The sequence below is a fragment of the Flavobacterium cryophilum genome (assembly GCF_048286555.1).
GTDB lineage: Bacteria > Bacteroidota > Bacteroidia > Flavobacteriales > Flavobacteriaceae > Flavobacterium.
Map to the genome: position 1 here is coordinate 342,710 of NZ_JBLVPZ010000001.1, position 26,173 is coordinate 368,882.

Here is a 26,173-nt window from a genome sequence, read left to right on the forward strand (position 1 = left end):
TTTAAATTTAATTTTTCTTTTTGTTTATTTAAATATATGTTGACAACTTTCAAAAATTTAAACTTTCAAAAATAGATTTTAAAGATCTAATTTATTTTAAACAATCTTTAGATTGTTATTCAAGTCGTCTAAAAATCCTTGTACCTTTTCAAAATCGCTGATGTGAATTTTAAGTTTGATTCCACCATATGCAAAACTCCCAAATGGATCAACGGAAACTAAAGTTTCGTTTTCAAAATAATAATTAATTTTTTCTTGTTCCAATAAATGCTTCAGCACTACAATTTCATGCGAATAATTAAAAATTGCAATTGTTTGAAAGTCTTCCATTTTAATTGTTTTTATAAAGATACAATTATTCTTTAAAGTTATATTTTCTTTAAAACTGCTACTTCTATACCAAAAACAGTTAAGTATTTTGTAATTTTAACCTTTTAAGAACAGACATATGAGTAAAAGATTAAGAAAGCCGATAAAAAAAGAGAAAGATTACTCTGATAAAATAATAAAAATATTATCGCAAAGTGCTAATAAAGCATTCAATTATAAACAAATAGGAGCAAAGCTCGAGTTGGACGATACGCAAAGCAGAAATCAAATTATCAAAGATTTAAAGATTTTGGCTTCTCAAAATAAGATTATCGAATCAGAACCAGGGAAATATTTAGTAAAAGCAATAAGTAAAGACTATTACGAAGGTAAAATTGACATGACAGGACGTAAAACAGCTTATTTTGTTTGTCCTGAAATGGAAGAAGATGTTTTTATTCCTACCAATAATTTGAACCATGCTTTAGATAAAGATATTGTCAAAGTGTATGTTTATAATCAAAGAAAAGGTAAAAGACCGGAAGGTGAAGTGATTGAAGTAATTGAAAGACATAAAACCGACTTTGTTGGTGTTATTGACATTCAAGCTAATTTTGCTTTCGTTTCTACCGCAAATCCAAAAATGTATACCGATATTTTTATTCCCAAGGATAAAATAGGGGAGGCGGAGCAAGGCGACGTTGTTTTGGTTCATATTGAAGATTGGCCGGCCAGAGCCGATAGTCCTTTTGGTTCCGTAATAAAAGTTTTAGGGAAACCAGGAGAACACGACACTGAAATTCACGCTATTTTGGCTGAATACGGATTACCCTCAGAGTTTCCTATAGAAGTAGAAACGTTTGCACAAAAAATTGATACCTCGATAGCAGAAGAGGAAATTGCCAAACGTCGCGACATGCGAGATACGTTGACGTTTACAATTGATCCAAAAGATGCCAAAGATTTTGATGATGCACTTTCATTTAAAAAATTAGAAAACGGCAATTATGAAATTGGTATTCACATTGCCGATGTTTCGTATTATCTTCAGGAAGGAACAATCCTAGACGATGAAGCGTATCAAAGAGCGACTTCGGTTTATTTAGTAGATCGAGTAGTACCAATGTTACCGGAAGTATTGTCAAATTTTGCGTGTTCTTTACGCCCAAATGAAGAAAAATATACGTTTTCGGCCATATTCGAAATCACCGAAACATCGCAAGTAGTTAATCAGTGGTTTGGACGAACAGTAATTTACTCCGACCAACGATTCTCGTACGAGGAAGCACAATATATCATAGAAACGAAGGACGACGTTATTCCCGAAGAAATTTCAATAACTGGAAGTTCGTATCAAGTTTCTTCAGCAATTGTCGCTGCTACGCTTAAAATGGACGAATTAGCTAAAATTTTCAGAAAAAGGCGCATGGCGGATGGTGCCATTTCTTTTGATAAAGTAGAAGTCAAGTTCAATTTAGATGAAGCGGGTGAACCGCAAGGAGTTTACTTTAAGGTTTCTAAAGATGCGAATCATCTGATTGAAGAATTTATGCTTTTGGCGAATAAAAAAGTAGCAGAATTCATTGGAAAACAAAAGAAAACCTTCATTTACAGGATTCACGATGAGCCAAATGAGGATAAACTTTTTGCGATGCAAGCTGTTATTGCCAAGTTTGGACATAAAATTGATTTTAAACAAGGTTCTATTTCACAAGCTTTAAATAAATTAATGGAAGATGTAAATGGTAAAAAAGAGCAGAATTTAATTGATACACTTGCGATTAGAAGTATGAGTAAAGCCAAATATTCTACGGATAACATAGGACATTATGGTTTAGCTTTTGAGTATTATTCGCATTTTACCTCACCAATTCGTCGTTATCCGGATGTAATGGTGCACCGATTATTGCAGCATTATCTGGACGGAGGAAAATCTGTGGATGAAGAAACGTATGAAACGAAATGTGTTCATTCGTCCACTATGGAAGGATTGGCGACCAATGCGGAACGTGATTCTATTAAATACATGCAGGTAAAATACATGCAAGATCACCAGGATCAGGAATTTTTAGGCGTAATTTCGGGTGTTACTGAATGGGGAATTTATGTTGAAATTATTGAGAACAAATGTGAAGGAATGTGCAGAATCCGAGATATTAAAGACGATTATTACACCTTTGACGAAAAACAATATGCATTAACTGGCGCAACTTCTGGTAAATTATTACAATTAGGAGATGAAATTTACGTTAAAGTAAAAAATGCCGATTTAGTTAAAAAACAACTGGATTTTAATTTTTTAAGAAGAGTTGAAGAACCAATTATATAAATAAAATGAAGAATTTAGTGATTATTGCCTTAGTATTTTTAAGTCAATTAATAAATGCTCAGGTAAATAGAAATTTAGGAGATTTTGATCAAGTAAAAGTTTTTGATAAAATTAATGTAAAATTAATAGCAGCTTCAGAAAACAAAATTGTTATAAGCGGAGCGCGCGCTGATGAAGTAGAAACGGTAAATAAAAATGGCGAACTGAAAATCAGAATGCCATTTCCACAATTATTATCAGGTGATGCAATTACAGTTAAATTATATTTTAAAGATATTACAAGTATAGCCGCAAGCGAGGGAAGTTATGTTTCAAGCGAAACTGTTTTTAAACAAACACTATTGGAGTTGAATGCAAAATCTGGAGCGGAAATTAACATAGAAACAGATGTTGATAAAGTGAATGTCAAAGCAAGTGCAGGTGGAATAATTGATATTTCTGGTACAGCTACAAATCAGGAAGTTGTTATTACTTCAGGCGGAATCCTCAAAGCAATTGATTTACATACAAAACAAACAACGATAAGCGTTGCTGCAGGAGGAAAATCTGAGATATATGCCACTACATTGGTTGATGCCAAAGTGAAAGCAGGAGGCTCTATTTTTGTATACGGTAAACCAAAACAGCTTAATACGGAAGTTTTCATTGGCGGTACTATTTTAGAAAAAAATTAGTACTTTGGTTTAGATTTTATGGTATTAAATTTAGATTATTAATGATAAACGATATTTTATCTGGTATTCCTTGGGGAATTTTCCTAAGTTTTATGATTGGTCCTGTTTTTTTTATTTTACTCGAAACGAGTATTATAAAAGGATTTAGAGCTGCAGTAGTATTTGATTTAGGAGTAGTTTCCGGAGATATTGTTTTTATTGGAATTGCTTATTTAGGCAGTTACAGATTAATTCAAAGTTTAAAAGATCAACCGGCACTTTTTATTTTCGGCGGCGTACTTATGTTCGTTTATGGTATAATTTCGTTCATACAATTAAAAAAAGAGGAAAAGATAAATACAGATATTATTGATAGTGAAATAGTGAAAAAAAACTATTTGAGCCTTTTTATAAAAGGATTTTTGTTAAACATTATCAATATTGGCGTTTTAGGTTTTTGGTTGGCCATTATTATTTCAGTAGGACCAAAACTAGAAATGCAAACCTCTAGAATGATAACTTTTTTTATATCAGTAGTTGTTTCTTATTTGTTTGTCGATTGTATTAAAATTTTATTAGCTAAACAATTAAAAACAAAACTAACACCGGTAAACATCCTTAAAATTAAAAAAGGAATTAGTATTGTAATGATGGTTTTTGGAATGGTTTTAATCACTCAAGGTTGGTTCCCGGAAGAAAAAGCAATGGTTAAAAAAGCATTTGAAAAAATAGATAATTAACAGATTATAATTTTATAAAATAGTAAAAGCATTGACCATGAATTAATTATGGTCAATGCTTTTTTTATTTAAATATATAAGTTTTTTAAACCATTAAGGAATTAAGTTTCATTAATATTTAGACTTAATTTATCTTAATTCCTTAATGGTTTAAAATAGAAACTTCTTTAATTTTCCTAAAATTAGACATTTAAAAACCTCCAAATTGCTTTGAAAGTTTTAGAATATTGTCTGGATTCGAATCCTACTTTACTTAATTTTTCTTAAAAATTGGACACAAAAAAAACCTCCAAATTGCTTTAAAGTTTTTTGAATATCGTCTGGATTCGAATCCTACTTTACTTAATTTTTTTTAAAAATTGTACATAAAAAAACCTCCAAATTGCGTTGAAGTTTTTTGAATATTGCCTGGATTCGAATCCTACTTTACTTAATTTTTCTTAAAAATTGGACACAAAAAAAACCTCCAAATTGCTTTGAAGTTTTTGAATATCGTCTGGATTCGAACCATACTTTACTTAATTGTTCTTAAAAATTGGACACAGAAAAACCTGCAAATTGCTTTGAAGGTGTTTGAATATTATCTGGATTCGAACCATACTTTACTTAATTTTTCTTAAAAATTGGACACAAAAAAAACCTCCAAATTGCTTTGAAGGTTTTAGAATATTGTCTGGATTCGAACCATACTTTACTTAATTTTTCTTAAAAATTGGACACAAAAAAAACCTCCAAATTGCTTTGAAGGTTTTAGAATATTGTCTGGATTTGAACCATACTTTACTTAATTTTTCTTAAAAATTGGACACAAAAAAAACCTCCAAATTGCTTTGAAGGTTTTAGAGGCATCGTCCGGATTCGAACCGGAGTAGGAGCTTTTGCAGAGCCCAGCCTAGCCGCTCGGCCACGACGCCATTGTTAAGCGGATGGCAAAAGTACTTAAAAAGTTTAAAGTTTAAAAGATTAAAGATTAAAATTTTTAAAAAATATTTTTTTACACTTTTTCAATATTTCTTATTCAGCTTCTATATTCTTCCATTTCTATAGTAACTGCTTCAACATCACCACCAATAGGAGGGTTTAGTTTTGAAACGGCAACAATAATTCTGGAAACCTCAGGAATTTCTTCAAAAATGCGCGATATGATTCGGTGTGCCACATGTTCTAATAAGTCGGAACGAATCGCCATTTCCTCCACAACAATACTATTTAAAAGCACATAATCCACTGTATCTTTCAAATCATCGGTTAGACTGGATTTTCTAAGATCAGTCTTAATTTCTAAATTTACGGTATAGTCAGACCCAATTTTACCTTCCTCGAGTAAACAACCGTGATAGGAAAAGGTTCTGATATTTTTAAGTTTTATAATTCCCATTTTTATTTCTGTTTAATGTTTTAGGATTAAGGTGGTGGCACTATATTGTAATTTTTTACAGGTTTCTAGCGAACTTTAAACCTTTAACCTTAAACTTTTTTTATCTTTGCTAAAATAAAACAAAAAAATGTCAACTGAAGAAAAATCACTCCATTTTATAGAACAAATCATTGAAGACAGTTTATCAAACGGTTTTCCCCAAGATAAATTACGGTTCCGTTTTCCACCAGAACCTAATGGATATTTACACATTGGTCATGCTAAATCGATTTGCTTGAACTTTGGATTAGGATTAAAGTACAATGCGCCCGTTAACTTGCGTTTTGACGACACAAATCCAGCTAAAGAAGAGCAGGAATATGTTGATGCTATAAAAGAAGATTTGAAATGGTTGGGGTTTAATTGGTCGGAGGAATTATATTCTTCTGATTATTTTCAGCAATTATATGAATGGGCAGTTTTGATGATTAAAAACGGAAAAGCGTACATAGACAGTCAATCTTCTGAAGATATGGCGCTTCAAAAAGGAACGCCAACACAGCCTGGATTTGATGGACCTTATCGAAACCGTTCCATTGAAGAAAATCTTACTTTATTTGAAGGAATGAAAAATGGAGATTTTCCAGAAGGTAGTCATGTTTTGCGTGCCAAAATTGATATGACTTCCACTAATATGTTGATGCGTGATCCATTGATGTATCGTATTTTACATCGTCATCATCATAGAACAGGGAATCAATGGAATATTTATCCAATGTACGATTATGCACATGGGGAAAGCGATTATATAGAGCAAATTTCACATTCTATTTGTACGTTAGAATTTGTAATGCACAGAGAATTATACAATTGGTTTTTAGACCAAATCGATGATGACTCAAAAGTAAGGCCCCATCAATATGAATTTGCGCGTTTGAATTTGAATTACACCGTAATGAGCAAGCGAAAATTGTTACAATTGGTGCAGGAAAACATTGTAAATGGTTGGGATGATCCTAGAATGCCAACTATTTCAGGTTTGCGAAGACGAGGCTATACCGCTGCTTCTATTCGTAAGTTTTGTGATAGCATTGGTGTTGCCAAAAGAGAAAACATTATTGATTTTTCACTTTTGGAATTTTGCTTGCGCGAAGATTTGAATAAAACGGCTCCTAGAGTTATGGCAGTTTTGGACCCAATAAAATTGGTCATTACAAATTATCCGGAAGGTAAAGAAGAATGGTTGGAAGCCGAAAATAATCAGGAAGATGAAAGCGCAGGATTTAGAAAAGTCCCTTTTTCGAAAGAATTATTTATTGAAAGAGAAGACTTTTTAGAAGAGGCTCCAGCTAAGTTTTTCCGATTGAGTTTAGGTAGAGAAGTACGTTTGAAAAATGCCTACATCATCAAAGGAGAAAGTGTTGTTAAGGATGCTGCAGGAGCCATTATTGAAATTCATGTAACGTATGATGAAGATAGTAGAAGTGGAAGTGGGAGCGAAGCCAGTCAACGCAAAGTGGCCGGAACCTTGCATTGGGTTTCTATAAAACATGCGCTGGAAGTAGAAGTTCGTCTCTACGATCGCTTGTTTATTGATGAAGCGCCCGATAGTCATAAAGAGAAAAATTTCTTAGAGTTTATGAATCCTAGTTCGCTGCAAACTGTAAAAGGATTTGTAGAGCCTAGTTTAGCAACGGTTCAGTCTGGAGAGAAATTCCAGTTTCAACGCTTGGGATATTTCAATGTGGATAAAGATTCAACTAAAGGCAAAATTGTCTTTAATAAAACCGTTGGATTGAAAGATGCTTGGGAAGAAAAAGGGAAAAAAGAGGAAAATTTATTGATGAATACCCAAAAAGAAATCAATAAATATGTAAAAGAAAAAGACGAAAACAATGCCAATTTGATCTTAAACGGTATTATTGTTAACATAAAGAGTATTGATAATTACAGTTTAATCGTTCAGACTATTGTCAAAAACAGTAAGAATGATAATAACTCGTTGTTGTTTGCGAATTTAATTTTACATCATTCAGAAAAAGTACAAGTAAAAGATATTGAAGAAGAGGCCTTGAAAAAATTATACACAATGTCCTTAAAAAGTCAAATGGCGGCTGTTAGAATTTTGGCAATTGAAAATTTACAAAAGAATACAAATAATTTTAGACTTTTCGAAATTCAACTTTCAGAATTAAAAATGAACGAAAAAAACGAAAAGGTGTTGCAATTGTTAAATGAACTTACACTATAAAATTTATTTTTTAAATAGATTTTAGCAATTAAAAGCTCTCTTAAATGAGCGCTTTTCTTATTATTGTAATCACTTATAGTTTTATTGTTTTTAATATTTTTTTTCAATCGAAAACGACATTCATAGATTAATTTTAAGAAACAGTTAAAGAATATACAGTTGTACGTGTAGAATTTAAATAACTGTGCAGCAGCTTGCTTTTATATGTCTTTTATCTTGTAAAATTACACTTTAACGAGTTGTTAACGGGTTGCTGTTAATAAATCTGTATCTTTATGAAACAAACATTTAAAATAAAGAATCATGTCGAATAATTCAGGAAATACATTATTGGCTCTTTTAACAGGAGCAGCAATAGGAGCTGGAATAGGAATATTATTAGCACCTGATAAAGGTTCAGTAACGAGAGAGAAAATTAAATATGGTTTTGAGGATGTTAAAAACGAATTAAAATATAAACTTGAGAATGCATCTTTAGAAATGAAAGATAAATTTTCAATCGCAAAATTTGACTTAGAGGAAACGTACCAAGAGCTGGTTTCAGATATGAGTTACAAGACCGAGGATGTAATTTCCTTTTTAGAAGAGAAATTAGCTGAATTAAAGCGACAGAATGCTAAATTTCATAAATAATTTTGATTAAACAATTTATTAAATTCTAAAAATAAATCCATGGCTTTTGAAGAACTTAAAGAAAATACAGAAAACATTCAAGAACAAGCCAAAGCTTATTTAGAAAGCACTGCGGCATATTATAAATTACGGAGTTTTAAGGTTGCCATGAAATCAACCACCATGATTCTTAAGTTTACGTCGATTTTTATAGGTTTTAGCATGGTTTTATTATTTTGTTCTATTGCCGGAGCTATGGCAATTGGGAATTATTTTGATAATTATCCGTTAGGATTTTTAATTATTGCAGGAGGCTACCTTGTCTTGACAGGTCTTTTATTCACAATCAAAGATCGGTTTTTTGAAGGGTCAGTATTAGAGAAATTCTCTGAAATATTTTTTAATGACGACTAAACCATGGTAACAAAAAAATACTCATCTTATGCTCAGATTGACAGGGAGCTGGAAATATTAAAAATTGAAAAAGAAATCAGTTATCAAAAACTGGTTTTCGGGATCAAAAAAACCAAAGAAAGTTTTACACCGCAACATATTGTTAGTGGTGTGATAGGCTCTTCGCTGAATGCTTTTTCGGGTAAATACGGAACGTTAATAAATCTTGCAATTCCATATGTGAGTAAAGCAATTCCTTTTGTTTCTAGGACTTTTCCGAAGGTTATCAAATGGGTATCAAAATTAAAAAGAGGCTTTTAAGCCTCTTTTTTTATGAATTCAACTAACTTATTCTTCGATCTCCGGAGTTTCTGGAGCGTCTGGATTTTCAGGTATTTCTGTAATATTTGCTGCTCTTCTTGAAGCTCCCTTAGCATTTCTTTTTTTCATCAGTTCACCCACTTGATTGGAAGCACTGAAGGAAGCAATCATATTATTAAGCATGTCACTTCCAGCTTGTGGAGAATTAGGCAATAAAATCAGATTTGAATTTGCATCAGCGCCTATAGCTTGAAGCGTATCATAATGTTGTGTAACTACAATCAATGCTGAAGCTTCCTGCGAGTTTATTCCAACTCTGTTTAAAACATCGACACTTTCTACTAAACCTTTGGCAATTTCTCTTCTTTGATTAGCAATACCTTGTCCTTGCAATCGCTTGCTTTCTGCTTCTGCTTCGGCTTTGGCTACAATTCTAATTCTTGATGCTTCAGCTTCAAATTCAGCAACTGTTTTTTCTCTATCAGCCGCATTAATTCTATTCATAGCATTTTTTACTTGAATATCCGGATCAATATCCGTTACCAAAGTATTGATAATCGTGTATCCATAAGTAGTCATGGCTTCATTCAATTCTCCTTTTACAGCAATGGCAATATCATCTTTTCTTTCAAAAACATCATCCAGTTTTAGTTTTGGAACTTCGGCACGAACAACATCAAACACATAAGAAGTTATTTGATCGTGTGGATATTCCAGTTTATAAAAAGCATCATAAACAGTCTCTTTGATAACCATAAATTGTACTGAAACTTTTAGTTTTACAAAAACATTGTCTTTCGTTTTTGTTTCAATGATGACATCTAATTGTTGGATTTTTAGATTAACACGTCCTGCAATTCTGTCTATTAAAGGAATTTTCAATTGCAAACCGGATTGTCTGATACTTAAAAATTTTCCAAATCGCTCTACAACAACTGCTGTTTGTTGTTTTACCGTAAAAAATGAAGACAGTAAAATGAAAACCCCAAATACTAGTAGTATAATTAATGCAATATTCATATTATTATTTGTTTTTAGTTAAAAATTATCTCACAATTTACAAAAAAACTTTAGGTTTGTACTAGTAAATTTCAATTATGAGAAAGATAGCGCTTACTTTATTTTTAATTTTCGTTTCCATGGCCGCTTTTTCCCAATATAAATATAGGGATTCAAATAGGATAGGAATTAGTTTTGGGATCAATCAATTTACATTAAACACTGATAATTTCCAAACAAAACCTGATTTAGGTTGGAATGCGGGACTCTCAATGCGGGGAAATTTCTATAATAACTGGGACATGTTGTACACGATTCAGTTTAGCGAAAATAATTTTTCTGTTGCAACGAATACTTTGACTATGGCACAGGAAGATGTCAATTATAAATTAGCGTCGGCTCAAGTGTCTTTACAGTTGAGTTACAGGCTTATTGAAAATCATTTGAGTATTGAATTTGGACCCATTCTTCAAGTAAATGGAAAATTAAATATCGATAACACGGAGGAAAACAATGTTATTTCTGGAACAACTTTATTAGCCAAAGATATTAGGGAGATTTCAAATTTTAATTTTTATCCAACGGTTGGAATCACTTTTGGAGTTCGTCATTTCAGAGCTAATGTTTCCTATCAATATGGAGTCAATAACATGCTTGAAAACTTGAATAACAAGAATTTAGGAGTCGATTTCAAGGGAAATCCTGGAATATTAAATGGGAATTTGATAATTTATTTATAAAAAACCACAGAAATAGATAAGTAAGAAGGCTCAAAACGCACTAAAAATCATAGTGTACTTTGAGCCTTTTAGGTGAACTTTATGTTTTAAAAAATTATAAAGTCGCTATAGCATTTTGAATTCTGTTAATGGTTTCCTCTTTTCCAATTACTTCAACGATATCAAATAGGTGAGGCCCTTTCAGTGCGCCAACCAAACTCAAACGAAACGGTTGCATTACTTTTCCCATTCCAATTTCATTTTTCGTCATCCAGTCTTTTACGATTGTTTCGATATTCATTGAAGTGAAATCGGTAATTTCCTCTACTACAGCTATTAATTCCTGCATTAATGTTGGTGTTTCGGCTTTCCAATTTTTGCTGGCTTTTTCATCATACGTTGTTGGAGCCACAAAAAAGAAATCACTCATTTCCCAAAATTCAGAGACAAAGTGCGCACGTTCTTTGATTAAAGAAACCATTTTTGTTACAACACTTTCATCAACAGAAAACCCTTTTTCAGCTAAAATAGGAGCGTAGGCTTGCGCCAAAGTTGCATCGTCCTGTTTGATTAAGTATTGGTGATTGAACCATTTATTTTTTTCCGGATCAAATTTAGCTCCAGCTTTATGAACTCTGTTCAGGTCAAATGATTCCACTAATTCTGTCAGCGTGAATAATTCTTTTTCGGTTCCATCGTTCCAACCTAACAAGGCTAAAAAGTTGATTACGGCCTCTGGGAAAAATCCTTTCTCTCTGTAACCCGATGAAACGCCGTCGGCTGTTTTCCAATCCAATGGAAATACTGGAAATCCCATTTTGTCACCGTCACGTTTGGATAATTTTCCATTTCCAATCGGTTTCATAATCAAAGGCAAATGTGCAAATTCCGGGGCTTCCCAACCAAATGCTCTGTACAATAAAACGTGCAAAGGCATCGACGGTAACCATTCTTCACCACGAATTACATGCGACGTTTCCATTAAATGATCATCCACAATGTTAGCCAAATGATACGTTGGCATTCCGTCACTTTTAAACAATACTTTATCGTCTAAAAGATTCGTTTCAAATTTCACAGCACCACGGATGATGTCATGCAAATGCAACGTTTCATTCACTGGAGTTTTAAAACGGATCACATACTGTTCTCCAGAAGCAATTCTTTTAGCAGTTTCGTCAGCAGAAATTACTAATGAAGTGTCCAGTTTTTCTCGGTTATGGTGATTGTATATAAAGGTATTTCCTTGCTCTTCTTCTAATTTTCTTGCTGTATCCAAGGCTTCGGCTGTATCAAAAGCATAGTACGCATTTCCGGAATGGATTAATTTATCCGCATATTGTTGGTACAAATCTTTTCTTTCGCTTTGACGGTATGGACCAAATTTCTCGTTTTTACCTATAGTTTCGTCTGGCGCAATTCCTAACCATTCCAGTGCTTCCATGATATATTCTTCGGCACCGGGTACAAAACGGTTTTGATCCGTATCTTCAATTCTAAGGAAGAAAATGCCATTGTTTTTTTTGGCAAACAAATAATTGAATAATGCGGTACGAACGCCGCCAATATGTAAAGGTCCCGTTGGACTTGGTGCAAAACGCACGCGAACTTGTTTAGACATTGCTGTAAATTTTTTGCGAAGATACAAATTCGATTACTCAATTGGATTATTCAAAAAGGAGAATATAAGTTTGAAGAGTTTTAACATTTCTTTATTCATATAAATTATTACTTTTAATGGTTACAAAAATTAAAGCGTAAATTTTGGAAAATCGAGAATTTATTTATCAAAAATTAGAAGCTTTCATTAGGAAGTTTTATACCAACGAATTGATACGGGGAACTATTTTCTTTATCGGTTTAGGATTGTTATATTTCCTTTTTACGGTTTTTATCGAGTTTTTTCTTTGGCTTAAGCCAATGAGAAGAACCATTTTATTTTGGACTTTTATAGGAGTAGAACTGTATTTGTTGTTTCGTTTTATTTTATTTCCGCTTTTTAAATTATTTAAACTTAAAAAAGGAATCGATTACAGCCAGGCGTCAACTATTATTGGAAATCATTTTAAGGAAGTGAGTGATAAGTTGACGAATTTCCTGCAATTAGCAGATTCTGATATTCATCAAAATAAATCGGAATTATTAGCCGCTTCGATTGAACAAAAAGCAAATGCGTTGCAACCAATACCTTTTGGAAATGCTATAAATTATAATGGAAATAAAAAGTATTTTCCTTTGGCTTTAATTCCAATGCTGTTATTTGCTGTCTTTTATCTTTCTGGAAACAGCAGTATAATTTCTCAAAGTTTGAACAGAGTAGTGCATTTTAATTCCGCTTTTTTGCCGCCAGCTCCTTTTAAATTCGTTGTTTTAAATTCGAATTTGGAAACGGAACAAGGAAAGGATTTTATACTTCGAATTAAAACTGAAGGCAAGGTAGTTCCTGAGAATGCGATGATTTTTATTGATGGCGAAAGTTATTTTATGGAATCCTCTAAAGCAGGTGAATTTCAATTTAAAATTGTGAAGCCGTCAAAAAATAGTTTGTTCCACGTGGAGGGAAATGCTATTTCTTCGGTGGATTATGAATTAAAAGTAATAACCGTTCCTTCGATTGCAAATTTTCAAATGCAGTTGAACTTTCCTTCTTATTTGAATAAAAAAGCAGAAACTTTAAATGGAACAGGAAATGCAGTAATTCCGGAAGGAACGAGTGTAACTTGGAAAATAGAAACTCAAGCGACCCAAAATGTTACGTGGATGGATGGGATTTTAAAAACTTCTTTTTCAAAAAGAGGAGATACCTTTATTTTATCGAAAAGTATAGTTCAAAATACAGAGTATCAAATTCTCACTTCAAATGAGAAGGTTCAAGACTATGAGAAACTTAATTATCAGCTTACTATTATTAAAGATCAGTTTCCAACAATCAGCGTAGACAATGCACCTGATAGTTTAAAGGTCGGTAAGAACTATGTGTTAGGACAAATTTCAGATGATTATGGTCTGTCTAAACTTCAAATTGTATATTATGAAAGAGAGAAGCCACGATCCGCTAAAAAAGGAACAATTGCTATTAAGAAAAGTGCTTTTGATCAGTTCGTGTTTTCTTTTCCAAGTAACCTTCCTGTAGAGCAAGGGGTTTCTTACGATTATTATTTTGAAGTTTTTGACAATGATGGAATACATAATTTTAAAAGCACGAAGTCTTCCGTTTTTTCCAATAGGGTGGCTACAAACGAAGAAAAAGAGGAGCAAATCTTGGATCAACAAAATGATAATATTAATAGTTTAGAGAAGTCTTTAGAAAAGCAGGATAAGCAAATTTCTGAAATGGAGAAGTTGCAAAAAACCGGAAAAGAGAAAGAAAATCTGGATTTCAAAGATCAGCAAAAAGTAAATGATTTCATCAAACGTCAGATGAAACAAGAAGAGATGATGGAGGAATTCACAAAAAAAATGAATGATAACTTGGAGCAATTTAAAACCGATAAAAAGGATGAATTAAAAGAAGCGCTTCAAAAGCGAATGGATAAAGCAGAAAAGGAATCGGAAAAAAACCAGAAGCTTTTAGAGGAATTAAAAGAACTCAACGATAAAATTCAGAATGAAGAACTGCTGTCTAAGTTGGATAAATTTAAACAAAACAGTAAAAACCAAAGTAAGAATTTAGAACAGTTGGTGGAATTGACGAAGAAGTTTTATGTAGAGAAAAAAGCAGAGCAATTGGGAGACAAACTGGACAAGCTTTCTGAAAAACAAGATAAATTATCCGATGATGAAAAGGAAAATAAACTTGATAAACAGGAAGACATCAATGCTGAGTTTGACAAAATTCAAGAAGATTTAAATGATTTGGAAAAAGAAAACAAGGAATTAAAATCACCTTTGGATTTACCAAAAGACGATGCTAAAGAAAAGAGTATTGACGATGATTTAAAGAAAGCTTCTGAGGAATTGAAAAAAGACAAAAAAGATAAAGCGAAGCCAAATCAAAAAAGTGCTTCTAAAAAAATGAAAGAGATGTCGCAAAAAATGGCACAAACTTTGGAGGAAGGTGAGATGGAACAGTTGCAGGAAGATGTTGCAATGTTGCGACAAATTCTGGACAATTTATTGGCGTTTTCTTTGTCACAGGAAGACTTGATGAACCAGTTTAAAAAGCACAATTCAGGATCTCCGTCATTTAATAAAAACATCAAAATTCAACAGGATTTAAAGCAGCAGTTCAAACATGTTGACGATAGCTTATTTGCGATGTCACTGCGGAATCCAAAAATTGCGGAGGAAATCACAGAAGAAATTGGCAATGTAATTTACAACGTTGATAAGTCGTTAACCAGTTTAACTGACTCTCAAGTTCCAAAAGGGTTGTCGCACCAACAATACACTATCTCAGCCGCTAACAAGCTAGCAGATTTTCTTAGTAACATGCTTAACAATATGCAAATGCAAATGTCAGCAATGGGTTCTGGGAAACCAAAACCGGGTCAAGGACAAGGAATGCAATTGCCTGACATTATTAAAAAGCAAGAAGGTCTTGGTGAGAAAATGAAAGGCGGAATAAAAAAGGGCGAGAAAGAGGGCGATGGTCCAAAAGGGCAAAAGGGCAAAGAAGGTAAGCCTGGTGAGTCGGGTCAAGATGGAGAGGGTGGTGAAGGAGATGCGCAAGCTATAATGGAAATTTACAAAGAGCAAAAACAATTGCGCGAAGCATTGGAAAACGAACTTACTAAACAAGGATTAGGAGGCAATGGACAAAGTGCGTTGGAACAAATGAAGCAAATTGAAAAGCAATTATTGAACAAAGGTTTTAAGAATGAAACGCTCCAAAAGATTTTGAACGTGAAGCAGGAATTGCTGAAATTGAATTCAGCCATTCAACAGCAAGGAGAGGAAAATAAACGTCAGTCAGAAAGCAATAAAAAGGAGTTTAATAATCGATCTAATGCGCTGCCAGCTGCTTTATTAGATTATTTGAATAGCATAGAAATATTAAATAGACAATCCTTACCTTTGCGCTCGAATTTTAATCAAAAGGTTCAAGAATATTTTAAAATAAAATGATCAATTTTAATTACGAAACCGATTTCAATTTAGAAAACGAAGAAGCTACTGCCGCTTGGCTGGGTACTGTTATTACATCGGAAAATAAGAAAGAAGGGGAGATAAATTATATCTTTTGCGACGATGAATATTTGTACAAAATCAATGTGGAATATCTGCAACACGATACATTAACGGATATTATCAGTTTTGATTATTCGATGGGCAATGAATTGCACGGAGACATTTTTGTTTCGATCGAAAGAGTAAAAGATAATGCTGCCGACTTTAATGTTTCTTTTGAGGAAGAATTAAAGCGCGTTTTAGTACATGGTATTTTACACTACTGCGGCTATAAAGACAAAGGCGAAGCTGAGGAATTCTTAATGAGATCCAAAGAAGATGAAAAAATCGCTATGTTTCACGTGGAACAATAGTGGGTTGTAAACATTTGAAGTGTTTCACGTGGAACACCGATAGTTTGTTAAATAATTTCTTTACACTGTTTCACGTGGAACAAAAAAATACAGAATACAAAATTACACTCCTTAATTAGGATTAAATTATAAAAGAAGATGTTTCAAAATGAATACGATGTAATAGTGGTTGGCGCGGGACATGCCGGTTCTGAAGCCGCTGCTGCCGCTGCAAATCTAGGTTCAAAAACGCTGTTGGTTACCATGAGCTTGCAGAATATTGCCCAAATGTCCTGTAACCCTGCAATGGGCGGAATTGCCAAAGGACAGATTGTACGTGAGATTGATGCCTTGGGTGGGTACTCTGGAATTGTTTCTGACAGGACTGCAATTCAGTTCAAGATGCTGAATAAATCTAAAGGGCCTGCAATGTGGTCTCCGCGTGTTCAAAGTGACCGTATGCGTTTTGCTGAGGAGTGGAGAATGATGTTGGAAGGAACTCCAAATCTTGATTTTTACCAAGAAATGGTAAAAGGTTTGATTATTGAAAACGGAAAAATAAAAGGAATCCGAACATCCCTTGGAGTAGAGATTCGATCTAAATCAGTTGTGTTGACTAACGGAACGTTCCTAAATGGTTTAATTCATATTGGTGAAAAACAATTTGGTGGCGGCAGAGCAGGCGAGAGTGCTGCGTATGGAATCACCGAAGATTTAGTTGCTGCTGGTTTTCAATCGGGTCGTATGAAAACGGGAACACCTCCCAGAGTCGATGGACGTTCTTTGGATTATTCTAAAATGAATGAAGAAAAAGGAGATGCCAAACCGGATAAATTTTCCTATTCGGATGTAACGTCGCCGTTGATTCATCAGAAGTCGTGTCACATGACGTATACCTCTCTTGAGGTTCACGATATTTTAAGAGAGGGTTTTGATCGTTCTCCAATGTTTAATGGAAGAATTAAAAGTCTTGGACCTAGATATTGTCCATCAATTGAAGATAAAATTAATCGTTTTGCTGATAAGGAAAGACACCAATTGTTTGTTGAGCCGGAAGGATGGAATACGTGCGAAGTGTATGTGAATGGATTTTCCACATCACTTCCTGAGGATATTCAATTCAAGGCATTGAGTTCTGTTGTAGGATTTGAGAAAGTCAAATTCTTTCGTCCGGGCTATGCAATCGAATATGATTATTTCCCGCCTACGCAATTGAAACATACTTTGGAAACAAAACTTATTGAAGGATTGTATTTTGCCGGACAAATAAATGGCACTACTGGATATGAAGAAGCGGCTTCGCAAGGATTGATGGCTGGAATAAATGCGCATTTGAAAGTACATGAAAAAGCGCCGTTAATTTTAAAAAGAGACGAAGCATATATCGGAGTTTTGATTGACGATTTAATCACGAAAGGAACAGAAGAGCCTTATAGAATGTTTACTTCTCGCGCAGAATACAGAACGCTTTTGCGTCAGGACAATGCCGATTTCCGATTAACTCCCATGTCACATGAAATAGGTTTGGCTTCTGAAGCGCGTTTACGCAGAATGGAACACAAATTAAATGAATCAGAAAAAATGGTGGCTTTCTTCAAAGAAACAAGCGTTACCGTTGCCGAGGCAAATCCAGTTTTAGAAGCAAAGGAAACGGCACTGATTGCGCAAGGAGATAAAATGTTCAAAGTATTTTCGCGTCCGCAAATTGATTTAGACGACATGATGAAGTTTGAAAAGGTATTGGCATATGTTGCGAGCCATGATGTGGACCAGGAAATTTTGGAACAAGCCGAAATCCAAGTGAAATACTCTGGTTACATAGAAAAAGAAAGAAACAATGCCGATAAACTACTTCGATTAGAAGATGTAAAAATTCCGGAAAATTTCGATTATGAGAAAATTAAATCCATGTCAATTGAAGCAAAACAAAAATTAAGCAAAATTCGCCCTGTAACCATTTCTCAAGCTTCACGAATCAGTGGTGTTTCGCCAAGTGATGTTTCAGTGTTGTTGATTTATATGGGACGGTAAGAAAGTAGTTTACGGTCTCAGTGTTCAGTAAAAAAATGAATACATGACAATACGTTCCACGTGAAACAAAATTAAATTTGCATTATATACAAAGGGATTCAGCTGGAAACTGCAGCTGGAAACTGAAAAACAACAATATGAACATTTCAAATCAACCTCCTTTTTTAACCGTGAAAGATTATTCTGTTTCTCAGGAATTTTTCAATTTGTATCATGACGAGAAATTAGACATGCTGATTACCGCTCCACAACCCAGTTTAGAAAATTTGGGGAAGTATTACGAAAGCGTGGATTATATTTCGCACACAGACAGCAAACGATCTCTGTTTGAAAAAGCATATCATTTTGTAAAAACTATTGCACTCAGAAATAAATTGAATTTAATTAATTCATTGCAACCTAATAAAGGAAGTATTTTAGATATTGGTGCCGGAACAGGAGATTTTTTATCGGTGGCCAAAGAAAACGGTTGGCATACCATAGGAGTGGAGCCAAGCGAAAAAGCAAAAGCAATTGCAAAAAAGAAAGGCGTTTCATTTGTTGGAGAAACCAGCGAATTAGACAATCATTCTTTTGATGTGATTTCAATGTGGCATGTTTTGGAACACGTTCCAAATTTAGAAAACCAAATAAAAGAACTAAAGCGATTATTAAAACCAAACGGAACTTTGATAATTGCGGTTCCAAATTTTAAGTCATTTGATGCAAAACATTACGGAAAGTTTTGGGCTGCTTATGATGTGCCGATTCATTTTTGGCATTTTTCTAAAACGGCAATTCAGGGACTTTTCGAGAAAGAAGAAATAAAATTGGTAAAAGTACTTCCTATGAAATTTGATTCATTTTATGTTGCTTTGCTTTCGGAAAAATACAAGACAGGAACAATGAATTATATTAGAGCGTTTTTTGTTGGATTGCAATCGAATTGGAAGGCAAAGAAGAATTTAGAGTATTCTTCACACATTTACATCCTGAAAAACAATTAAAAGTCAAATTAAGCGCATTTAAGCGTGCTTTTAGACAAAGTCGAAGTCGTTACATGTATTTGTAAACTAATTCGATAATTTAAAAGATATGGACTTCGATTTTAATAGTCATTAATTATACGTTTATTAATAACGATAATAAATTCTTATAATAGAAATAGAGAGCAATTTTTAAACTTTATGTCAATGCTATCTATTTTTTTATATTTTTGTCACCAATATTTAAAAATTAGAAATTAACTAAAATGAAATCGAAGATTCACGAATACCAAAAAAGAAATATTAAAAATATGAGTAAAAAAGCATTAGTAATTATCGCACTTTCAATTTCACTTGTTGCTTGTAATAAACCAGCAGCAGTTAAAGAAGTAAAAACAGCTTACGTAGACACTTCTGAATTAATGAAAGAATATACAGAGGCAAAAGACCTTGAAGCAAAATATAAAACAAAAGCAGAAGAAAAAGGAAGACAATTAGAAGCTGAAATTGCAAGATTCAAGCAGGAAGCTGCCAGTTTTCAAACGCAAGCACAAGCAAATGGCCAGGCTTGGGCACAACAAAAGGGAGCCGAATTGCAAAAAAAGGAACAACAATTAGGCTATGCGCAACAAGCACTGTCTCAAGAATTGCAGCAAGAAAGTGGCAAAGAAATGGATTCTTTAGTAAGCGGCGTAAAAAAATTCATCAAAGCATACGGTAAAGATAAAGGGTATGCATACATCTACGGTACAGGTGATGCGGCTTCAATTTTATACGCTGAAGATAAATTTGATATCACAAAAGAGATCATCAAAGCCTTGAACGACAAATACAAAACTCCTGCAAAAACGGAAGAAACAGCAGAAGCTAAAAAATAATTTTTTTATATTAATTCAAAAATTGCCTTCGTCTACTGTTAGATTGAAGGCATTTTTTTTGGAGCTATTTCCCGCTATTCGCTATAATCTCTCGTTTAGAAAGTGTTTTTTCTTACCTGTAAAAGGAGCTTCCGCTGGTCGCTCTTTTCCAGCTAGAAAAAATCACTTTCTAAATCTCGAGGATTTCCGCTGCTATCAGGGCTAAAAAACATTCGAATTATAATCCTAAAATGTTTGCCAAGAGTTAAAAAAGTACTCCTAATTTTCAATACTTTAGCATTATATATATACGCCACATGCAAACCATTTCAGAAGCCGCCGCTTACACGTTACGATTTATCAATCAAACCCATCGATCTGTATTCCTTACCGGGAAAGCAGGAACGGGAAAAACCACGCTATTACGGGAAATTATCCAAACTACACATAAGAACACCGTTGTTGTGGCTCCAACTGGAATTGCCGCATTAAATGCGGGCGGTGTAACGATACATTCGATGTTTCAGCTGCCCTTTGGAGGATTTATTCCCGATAATTCTTCGCCTCAATTTTCTGAAAGCACTAAATTTGAAACCAAAGCGACCTTGCGCAGGCATTTTAAAATGAGTGGTTTAAAGAAATCAGTGATTCGCAATATGGAATTGTTGATTATTGATGAAGTCAGTATGCTTCGTGCTGATTTACTGGACGCTATGGATTATATGATGCAAACGGTACGAAAAAAAAACAGTGCTTTTGGTGGTGTTCAAGTGTTGTACATTGGGGATTTATTGCAGTTGCCACCGGTAATTCGGGACGAAGAATGGCGGACGCTGAAAACCTATTACAAAGGTAAATTCTTTTTCCATTCACATGTCGTGCAGCAAAATCCGCCATTATATATTGAATTATCCAAGATTTTTCGCCAAACCGACGATACGTTTATTGCGGTTTTGAATAATTTGCGTAACAACGAGATTTCGCAGCAAGACATTCAAACTTTAAACCAATATGTAAAACCGGATTTTGATTTAAAAGCCAATAAGGGATACATCACATTAACCACGCACAACAACAAGGCCGATACGATGAATGCCAAGGCTTTGGAAGATTTGGAAGGAAACACAATGGTGTATAAACCGGAAATAACGGGAGATTTTCCGGAGAAGATATTTCCCGTAGAACAACAATTACAACTGAAAGTGGGCGCGCAGATCATGTTTGTAAAAAATGATTTGTCTTTTGATAAACACTATTTCAACGGAAAAATGGGAATTATCAAATCGTTGTCGCCTCAGGAAATCTTGGTTCATTTCCCGGAAGAAAACAAAACCATAGAAGTCGAAAAATACGAATGGCAAAACATCCGCTACAAAGTAGATGAAACCACCAAAGAAATTGAAGAAGAGGTTTTGGGGACTTTTGTGCATTATCCTATCAAATTAGCTTGGGCTATTACAGTTCATAAGAGTCAGGGCTTAACATTTGACAAAGCAGCGCTTGACGTTTCGCAAGTTTTTCTTCCAGGGCAAGCTTATGTTGCGTTATCCCGTTTGCGCTCGCTAGAAGGGCTTATCTTGCTTTCTCCATTAAGGATGAACGGCATTTCAAATGATCAGGATGTGATGGATTATTCATTAAACAAAGCTTCGGATTCATTTTTAGAGAATGCCCTGCATTTTGAAACTAAAAATTTCATCCATAATTATCTGATAAACACTTTCGATTGGAGTGATTTGGCGCAGGAATGGCGCAATCATAGATTCAGTTACAACGAAAAATCAGAAATCTCGGAGAAATCCAAACATGCCGTTTGGGCCAAAAAGCAAACGGAAGTCATCGAACAGCTTTTGGATCCATCCAGAAAATTCATTTCACAATTGAATACCCTTTTTGCTCAGGAAACGGTCGATTTGAATCATGTATCGGCACGCATTCAAGCTGCTTTCAGTTATTTCCTAAAACCAATGGACGATTTGGTTTTTGAAATCCTTTGGAAACTGGAGGAAGTTAAACGCATCAAGAAAGTAAAGGCATTTTATGATGAATTAATCGTTCTGGAAGAATTGCAAACCAAAGCCGTTCTGCGCCTAATGAAGGCCAAATTATTGATTGAAACGGTTGTTGCAGGAGAAACTATTTCGAAAGAGAAATTGACGTCCTCAGAAATAAAAAAATACATTAGTCGAAAAACGGAAGTCATACAAAATCAATTCAAGGAATTAAATATCACGCTGATTGAAGACGAAAAAGACGTGGAACGCTATACTTCGAAAAAATCAAAAACAGCAGCACCTAAAAAATCAACGGTTCAGGAAACCTATGAGTTGTGGGTGGAGAAGAAATCAATTGCGGATATTGCGACAATCAGAGTGCTGACGAAACAAACAATTTACTCGCATTTTGTAAAATTGATACAAACCAAAGCGGTATCCATTTCGGAAGTTTTGCCGGAGGATAAAATGCAGGATTTAGCGGCTGCTTTTGCCGGTTACAAAGAAGAATCGCTAAATACCTTAATGGAAAAACATGGTCATAAATTCTCTTGGGAAGAAGCCAGAATGTACAAAGCGAGTTTGAACTAAAACAACAAAACGCTAAAACTAAAAAACCCTATTCCTAACCGAATAGGGTTTTGGTTTTTATAGTGATTGAATCAATATCCAAGCCTCTGGATTGTGCTTTTTATTAATTTCTTTTTTTGCTTTTTCAGCTTCAGCAAATGTGGCGTAGCTGCCATATAAAACCGGAAAATAACCGTTTTTATTAGGAGCGATTCGTTTGGCATCATATCCTAAACGATTTAAAATTCGCAACGTCTTATTGGCATTTTTTTCTTCGCGGTACACTCCAGCCATAATGTGATACGGCATTTTTATTTCGGTAGCCGATTTTACGGAAAGTGTAACAGCAGGAACAGGACTTTCGATGAAGAAAGTGGCTTGCTGAATTTTATTTTGAACTTGCTTTTGAACGGTAGTTTCAACAAGAATCGTTTCTGAGGCGATTTGGTTTTGATACATTGGATAACCAACGCTTCCCGCAAGTGCTAACCCTAATACAAAAATAGCGGCATACTTTAAATATGGATTTGCGTTTCTGGTTTCTTCAGGAACCATTGTGATGGTTGCTTTTTCTTCAATAGCTTCAATTTCTTTTTCGAAGATTTCTCTTTTAACAAGTGGTGAAATAAAAGGAGCCAACCCAAAAGAACTGGTTAAATAATTGGTTTGATCGCATGGCGTGAAAACTATATTTTTATCCGCGTTCAAACGAAGATCTCCCACATTTTTTATAGAAAAAAATTCATTTTCTTCTAGTGCTTTTTTCCAATTAAAAACTTCATATTGAATTGCGCTTACGGCATATTCATAAGAAGTTTTCTCAGCTAAAGCGATATGATTGGCTAATAAACCATCATTGTTTTTCAAATTTGCATTGAAAGCAATCATTTTTTTAGGAGGAGAAAACGAATTCGAGCTTTCGTTTCGTTTTGCCGATTGAATTTCGGTCAAAAAAGCTCCAAAACCCGGAACGGTTACACATTGATAACGGTATAAAAGCTGCGCGATGTATGGTTCGATTTTCATAGTTACAAAGTTATACAACGAAAATACTTATCAAAATTTTATTCACAATTTTTATTAACAATTCGCATAAAAATTTATACATTTCAGTCTCAAATAATTAGCATGAAAGAGCAGGATTTATTTTATTTATTGGCATTGCAAAGAATAGAAGGAGTGGGTGACATAATGGCCAAAAAACTCCTTACTCATTTTGGTTCAGCAGAAGCAGTTTTTAATTCTAAAGCATCGCAACTTGCTGCTATTGATGGAGTAGGATCTGTTTTGCTGAAAAATCTAAAGGACAAATCCGTTTTCGAAAAAGCAACTCAGGAACTGGAGTTTATAAAAGCGAATGAAATCAATGTAGTTTATTTTCAGGATGAAGATTATCCGGAACGCTTAAAACATTGTATTGATGGACCACTTTTATTATTCACATCGGGAAATATTAATTTAAAAAACAGAAGAGTAATCAGCATTGTTGGTACCCGCCAAATTACCTCATACGGTACGGAATTTTGCAGAAAACTGATAGAAGATTTGGCTCCGCTAGATCCTATAATTGTCAGTGGATTTGCCTATGGCGTTGATATTGTGGCGCATCAACTGGCAATGGAACACAATTTACAAACGATAGGCGTGGTGGCGCATGGTTTGAACCAAATTTACCCGAAAACCCATAAAAAATACGTCGCCAAAGTAGAACAGAACGGTGGTTTTATGACTGAGTTTTGGAGCTCCTCCAATCCAGATAAAGAAAATTTTGTTCGAAGAAACCGCATCGTCGCAGGAATGTCTGAGGCGACTATCGTAATTGAATCAGCGGATAGAGGTGGTTCATTAATCACAGCCAATATGGCCAATGATTACAACCGGGATGTTTTTGCGGTTCCAGGACGTGTGACTGATAAGTACAGTCAGGGTTGCAACAACCTGATAAAAACCCAAAAAGCAAACCTGCTTACCAGCGCCGCAGATTTGATTTATATTTTGAATTGGGATATTCAGAAGGAAACAAAACCCGTACAAAAGCAATTGTTTGTAGGCTTAGAGGAAGACGAGCAAAAAGTATATGATTACCTGTTAAAAACTGGAAAAGAATTAATGGATATCATTGCGCTGCGTTGTGATTTTCCTATTTATAAAATCTCTGGAATGCTGTTGAATATGGAATTGAAAGGAGTAATTCGGCCTTTGCCAGGGAAATTGTTTGAGGCGATTTGATAAAAAAAATGCAATCGTTTTTACTAATGCCTTCTGTTTTTAAGTCATTTAAATATAATGATAACTATTTTGCTTCTTTTATTAGTTTTTGATAATCTACTGTTTCAAATGTAAATTCTTGGACTTTGTTATCAGTACATTCATTTACAATCATCTGAAATTCATTAATTTTATTTTGGTCAATCATGAGCTGGTAACTAATTTTTTTCTTCTGATTTTTGTATTTAAATATGGAAACCATTTTTAATTTATCAATGATGTATATATCAACCGAAACAATTTTTTTATCTAAATCTATATAGGATAATCCATAATGAGAATCTTCTACTTTTTTAAGTTTTGAATTTAGTTTATGATTGTTTAATTCAAAGCCATAAAAATAAATTTGTTTTTTTGATAAATAAATTGATGTGTTAGTTCCCAAATCACAAGGTTCATATACATAATAATTGCCTTTATGGACATACAAAGGAACCCATTTTGCAGGTAAATCAAGAATTTTGTTATCCCTCGATTCTTTTACAAATGAACGATATTTAACATCATTTTTATTGGGTTCAATATAAATTTTGTAATTATTGTCTTTCAATAAAAAAATAGTATCTGACGCAGTTTGTGCCGATAAACCAATAGTTAATAAATATATTGAAATTGTTATTAAACAAAGGTGTATGTTTTTCATCTAATGGATTTAGTGTTATCTAAAACATTTTGGAAGGTATCTAGTTATAAATCTAAGAAAATATTTTATTAAAAAAACATTTATTTTTAATGTCTTTATTCAATATGGAACTAAAAGGAGTAATTAGACCTTTGCCGGGGAAATTATTTGAGGCGATATAAGCGAATATAAAAAAACACAAAATGGAGACGCTTCTAGCGTGACAAATAGAAAGAAAATAAATTGGTTGGTACTATATTGATGGGAAACAAAACACACTCTACTTAGTTTGTCACGCTGGAAGCGTCTCAAATTATGAGGGCAATAACAATAGACTTAAAGAACATCATTATGATAGAATACACAGAAGGTATATACAATTTTTATGTTTACATAGTGACTAACAAAAATAAAACAGTGCTATATACAGGTGTTACAAATGACCTAAAACGACGTTTGCAAGAACATAAAGAAAAAATAAATCCAAATAGTTTTACTGCACGATATAATTTTGAATTTTTACTTTATTATGAACATTTTACCTGGATACAGCTTGCGATTGCTCGTGAGAAAGAAATTAAAGATTTGAAACGAGATAAAAAAGAAATATTAATTAATACGATTAATCCAGATTGGAATTTTTTAAACGATTTATTTTAATTGTTATAGTTTGAAAAGACTCTCAAAAACTTTTGGATTCTTTTTGAATTGATACTCGGTA

The 26,173-nt window shown here is 33.8% G+C and carries 22 protein-coding genes and 1 tRNA gene; 16 read left to right on the forward strand and 7 right to left on the reverse strand.

All coding sequences use genetic code 11. From position 1 onward, the window contains the following. Positions 1 to 96: 96 nt before the first annotated feature. On the reverse strand, positions 97 to 330 hold the full coding sequence (locus ACNQGJ_RS01595) for a DUF2007 domain-containing protein (RefSeq protein ID WP_417970739.1): 234 nt from the start codon (positions 328 to 330) through the stop codon (positions 97 to 99). 118 nt (positions 331 to 448) lie between these two features. Here ACNQGJ_RS01595 and rnr point away from each other — a divergent pair, with 118 nt between their 5' ends. Genes rnr through ACNQGJ_RS01610 form a run of 3 tightly spaced genes read left to right on the forward strand, consistent with a single transcriptional unit; the run spans position 449 to position 4,031 of the window. Beyond that, on the forward strand, positions 449 to 2,638 hold the full coding sequence (gene rnr, locus ACNQGJ_RS01600; protein WP_417970737.1) for a ribonuclease R: 2,190 nt from the start codon (positions 449 to 451) through the stop codon (positions 2,636 to 2,638). 5 nt (positions 2,639 to 2,643) lie between these two features. Further along, complete coding sequence (locus ACNQGJ_RS01605) at positions 2,644 to 3,312, forward strand: head GIN domain-containing protein (protein ID WP_417970735.1); 669 nt, start codon at positions 2,644 to 2,646, stop codon at positions 3,310 to 3,312. 41 nt (positions 3,313 to 3,353) lie between these two features. Next, positions 3,354 to 4,031: a LysE family translocator gene (locus ACNQGJ_RS01610; protein ID WP_417970733.1), complete on the forward strand. Its 678-nt coding sequence runs from the start codon at positions 3,354 to 3,356 to the stop codon at positions 4,029 to 4,031. A gap of 843 nt (positions 4,032 to 4,874) precedes the next feature. Here ACNQGJ_RS01610 and ACNQGJ_RS01615 read toward each other — a convergent pair. Together ACNQGJ_RS01615 and folB are read right to left on the reverse strand one after the other, a co-directional pair. Next, positions 4,875 to 4,945: transfer RNA gene (locus tag ACNQGJ_RS01615), tRNA-Cys, on the reverse strand. Positions 4,946 to 5,049: 104 nt separating this feature from the next. After that, positions 5,050 to 5,409 carry a dihydroneopterin aldolase gene (gene folB / locus ACNQGJ_RS01620; protein WP_417970731.1) on the reverse strand — a complete coding sequence of 120 codons (360 nt, stop codon included), beginning with the start codon at positions 5,407 to 5,409 and terminating at the stop codon, positions 5,050 to 5,052. 127 nt (positions 5,410 to 5,536) lie between these two features. Between folB and ACNQGJ_RS01625 the strand changes: the two genes are divergently transcribed. From ACNQGJ_RS01625 to ACNQGJ_RS01640, 4 genes are all read left to right on the forward strand, one after another. Further along, on the forward strand, positions 5,537 to 7,639 hold the full coding sequence (locus tag ACNQGJ_RS01625; RefSeq protein WP_417970729.1) for a glutamine--tRNA ligase/YqeY domain fusion protein: 2,103 nt from the start codon (positions 5,537 to 5,539) through the stop codon (positions 7,637 to 7,639). Between the two features lie 303 nt (positions 7,640 to 7,942). Beyond that, positions 7,943 to 8,272: a YtxH domain-containing protein gene (locus ACNQGJ_RS01630; protein WP_417970727.1), complete on the forward strand. Its 330-nt coding sequence runs from the start codon at positions 7,943 to 7,945 to the stop codon at positions 8,270 to 8,272. A 39-nt stretch (positions 8,273 to 8,311) separates the two neighbouring features. Further along, positions 8,312 to 8,665 carry a competence protein gene (locus tag ACNQGJ_RS01635; protein WP_417970725.1) on the forward strand — a complete coding sequence of 118 codons (354 nt, stop codon included), beginning with the start codon at positions 8,312 to 8,314 and terminating at the stop codon, positions 8,663 to 8,665. Positions 8,666 to 8,668: 3 nt separating this feature from the next. Further along, positions 8,669 to 8,965 carry a DUF6327 family protein gene (locus tag ACNQGJ_RS01640; RefSeq protein WP_417970723.1) on the forward strand — a complete coding sequence of 99 codons (297 nt, stop codon included), beginning with the start codon at positions 8,669 to 8,671 and terminating at the stop codon, positions 8,963 to 8,965. A 27-nt stretch (positions 8,966 to 8,992) separates the two neighbouring features. Here the strand turns inward: ACNQGJ_RS01640 and ACNQGJ_RS01645 are convergent, their stop codons facing one another. Further along, positions 8,993 to 9,985, reverse strand: coding sequence for an SPFH domain-containing protein (locus tag ACNQGJ_RS01645; RefSeq protein ID WP_417970721.1), 993 nt, complete (start codon positions 9,983 to 9,985; stop codon positions 8,993 to 8,995). Between the two features lie 77 nt (positions 9,986 to 10,062). On the opposite strand from ACNQGJ_RS01645, the gene ACNQGJ_RS01650 reads away from it, so the two are divergent. Continuing rightward, a complete protein-coding gene (locus ACNQGJ_RS01650; RefSeq protein ID WP_417970719.1) occupies positions 10,063 to 10,704 on the forward strand; it encodes an outer membrane beta-barrel protein in 642 nt (213 codons plus the stop codon). A 94-nt stretch (positions 10,705 to 10,798) separates the two neighbouring features. On the opposite strand, the gene gltX is transcribed toward ACNQGJ_RS01650, so the two are convergent. Further along, positions 10,799 to 12,304 carry a glutamate--tRNA ligase gene (gltX, locus tag ACNQGJ_RS01655; protein ID WP_417970717.1) on the reverse strand — a complete coding sequence of 502 codons (1,506 nt, stop codon included), beginning with the start codon at positions 12,302 to 12,304 and terminating at the stop codon, positions 10,799 to 10,801. A 143-nt stretch (positions 12,305 to 12,447) separates the two neighbouring features. On the opposite strand from gltX, the gene ACNQGJ_RS01660 reads away from it, so the two are divergent. From ACNQGJ_RS01660 to ACNQGJ_RS01685, 6 genes are all read left to right on the forward strand, one after another. Further along, a complete protein-coding gene (locus ACNQGJ_RS01660) occupies positions 12,448 to 15,750 on the forward strand; it encodes a hypothetical protein (RefSeq protein WP_417970715.1) in 3,303 nt (1,100 codons plus the stop codon). After that, the gene (gene ybeY, locus ACNQGJ_RS01665; protein ID WP_417970713.1) at positions 15,747 to 16,166 is read left to right on the forward strand and encodes an rRNA maturation RNase YbeY; all 420 of its coding nucleotides are present in this window, start codon (positions 15,747 to 15,749) and stop codon (positions 16,164 to 16,166) included. Before ACNQGJ_RS01660 ends, ybeY begins: the two co-directional genes overlap by 4 nt. A 138-nt stretch (positions 16,167 to 16,304) precedes the next feature. Beyond that, on the forward strand, positions 16,305 to 18,176 hold the full coding sequence (mnmG, locus tag ACNQGJ_RS01670; protein ID WP_417970711.1) for a tRNA uridine-5-carboxymethylaminomethyl(34) synthesis enzyme MnmG: 1,872 nt from the start codon (positions 16,305 to 16,307) through the stop codon (positions 18,174 to 18,176). 137 nt (positions 18,177 to 18,313) lie between these two features. Further along, complete coding sequence (locus ACNQGJ_RS01675; RefSeq protein ID WP_417970709.1) at positions 18,314 to 19,162, forward strand: class I SAM-dependent methyltransferase; 849 nt, start codon at positions 18,314 to 18,316, stop codon at positions 19,160 to 19,162. Positions 19,163 to 19,407: 245 nt separating this feature from the next. After that, positions 19,408 to 20,019, forward strand: a complete 612-nt coding sequence (locus tag ACNQGJ_RS01680; RefSeq protein ID WP_417970707.1) for an OmpH/Skp family outer membrane protein — start codon at positions 19,408 to 19,410, stop codon at positions 20,017 to 20,019. Positions 20,020 to 20,315: 296 nt separating this feature from the next. Continuing rightward, positions 20,316 to 22,583, forward strand: coding sequence for a helix-turn-helix domain-containing protein (locus ACNQGJ_RS01685; protein WP_417970705.1), 2,268 nt, complete (start codon positions 20,316 to 20,318; stop codon positions 22,581 to 22,583). 57 nt (positions 22,584 to 22,640) lie between these two features. On the opposite strand, the gene ACNQGJ_RS01690 is transcribed toward ACNQGJ_RS01685, so the two are convergent. Then, entirely contained in the window at positions 22,641 to 23,588 is a 948-nt protein-coding gene (locus tag ACNQGJ_RS01690) for an HU domain-containing protein (protein WP_417970703.1), read from the reverse strand. 102 nt (positions 23,589 to 23,690) lie between these two features. Here ACNQGJ_RS01690 and dprA point away from each other — a divergent pair, with 102 nt between their 5' ends. Then, on the forward strand, positions 23,691 to 24,791 hold the full coding sequence (gene dprA, locus ACNQGJ_RS01695; RefSeq protein WP_417970701.1) for a DNA-processing protein DprA: 1,101 nt from the start codon (positions 23,691 to 23,693) through the stop codon (positions 24,789 to 24,791). A 64-nt stretch (positions 24,792 to 24,855) separates the two neighbouring features. On the opposite strand, the gene ACNQGJ_RS01700 is transcribed toward dprA, so the two are convergent. Next, positions 24,856 to 25,473, reverse strand: a complete 618-nt coding sequence (locus ACNQGJ_RS01700; protein ID WP_417970699.1) for a hypothetical protein — start codon at positions 25,471 to 25,473, stop codon at positions 24,856 to 24,858. 330 nt (positions 25,474 to 25,803) lie between these two features. Between ACNQGJ_RS01700 and ACNQGJ_RS01705 the strand changes: the two genes are divergently transcribed. After that, the gene (locus ACNQGJ_RS01705) at positions 25,804 to 26,112 is read left to right on the forward strand and encodes a GIY-YIG nuclease family protein (protein WP_417970697.1); all 309 of its coding nucleotides are present in this window, start codon (positions 25,804 to 25,806) and stop codon (positions 26,110 to 26,112) included. Positions 26,113 to 26,173: the final 61 nt, after the last annotated feature.

Excerpts from the sequence above, each read along its gene's own strand:
- ACNQGJ_RS01595 (WP_417970739.1), bottom strand. The coding sequence starts at position 330 with ATGGAAGACTTTCAAACAATTGCAATTTTTAATTATTCGCATGAAATT.
- rnr (WP_417970737.1), top strand. The coding sequence starts at position 449 with ATGAGTAAAAGATTAAGAAAGCCGATAAAAAAAGAGAAAGATTACTCT.
- ACNQGJ_RS01605 (WP_417970735.1), top strand. The coding sequence starts at position 2,644 with ATGAAGAATTTAGTGATTATTGCCTTAGTATTTTTAAGTCAATTAATA.
- ACNQGJ_RS01610 (WP_417970733.1), top strand. The coding sequence starts at position 3,354 with ATGATAAACGATATTTTATCTGGTATTCCTTGGGGAATTTTCCTAAGT.
- folB (WP_417970731.1), bottom strand. The coding sequence starts at position 5,409 with ATGGGAATTATAAAACTTAAAAATATCAGAACCTTTTCCTATCACGGT.
- ACNQGJ_RS01625 (WP_417970729.1), top strand. The coding sequence starts at position 5,537 with ATGTCAACTGAAGAAAAATCACTCCATTTTATAGAACAAATCATTGAA.
- ACNQGJ_RS01630 (WP_417970727.1), top strand. The coding sequence starts at position 7,943 with ATGTCGAATAATTCAGGAAATACATTATTGGCTCTTTTAACAGGAGCA.
- ACNQGJ_RS01635 (WP_417970725.1), top strand. The coding sequence starts at position 8,312 with ATGGCTTTTGAAGAACTTAAAGAAAATACAGAAAACATTCAAGAACAA.
- ACNQGJ_RS01640 (WP_417970723.1), top strand. The coding sequence starts at position 8,669 with ATGGTAACAAAAAAATACTCATCTTATGCTCAGATTGACAGGGAGCTG.
- ACNQGJ_RS01645 (WP_417970721.1), bottom strand. The coding sequence starts at position 9,985 with ATGAATATTGCATTAATTATACTACTAGTATTTGGGGTTTTCATTTTA.
- ACNQGJ_RS01650 (WP_417970719.1), top strand. The coding sequence starts at position 10,063 with ATGAGAAAGATAGCGCTTACTTTATTTTTAATTTTCGTTTCCATGGCC.
- gltX (WP_417970717.1), bottom strand. The coding sequence starts at position 12,304 with ATGTCTAAACAAGTTCGCGTGCGTTTTGCACCAAGTCCAACGGGACCT.
- ybeY (WP_417970713.1), top strand. The coding sequence starts at position 15,747 with ATGATCAATTTTAATTACGAAACCGATTTCAATTTAGAAAACGAAGAA.
- mnmG (WP_417970711.1), top strand. The coding sequence starts at position 16,305 with ATGTTTCAAAATGAATACGATGTAATAGTGGTTGGCGCGGGACATGCC.
- ACNQGJ_RS01675 (WP_417970709.1), top strand. The coding sequence starts at position 18,314 with ATGAACATTTCAAATCAACCTCCTTTTTTAACCGTGAAAGATTATTCT.
- ACNQGJ_RS01680 (WP_417970707.1), top strand. The coding sequence starts at position 19,408 with ATGAAATCGAAGATTCACGAATACCAAAAAAGAAATATTAAAAATATG.
- ACNQGJ_RS01685 (WP_417970705.1), top strand. The coding sequence starts at position 20,316 with ATGCAAACCATTTCAGAAGCCGCCGCTTACACGTTACGATTTATCAAT.
- ACNQGJ_RS01690 (WP_417970703.1), bottom strand. The coding sequence starts at position 23,588 with ATGAAAATCGAACCATACATCGCGCAGCTTTTATACCGTTATCAATGT.
- dprA (WP_417970701.1), top strand. The coding sequence starts at position 23,691 with ATGAAAGAGCAGGATTTATTTTATTTATTGGCATTGCAAAGAATAGAA.
- ACNQGJ_RS01700 (WP_417970699.1), bottom strand. The coding sequence starts at position 25,473 with ATGAAAAACATACACCTTTGTTTAATAACAATTTCAATATATTTATTA.
- ACNQGJ_RS01705 (WP_417970697.1), top strand. The coding sequence starts at position 25,804 with ATGATAGAATACACAGAAGGTATATACAATTTTTATGTTTACATAGTG.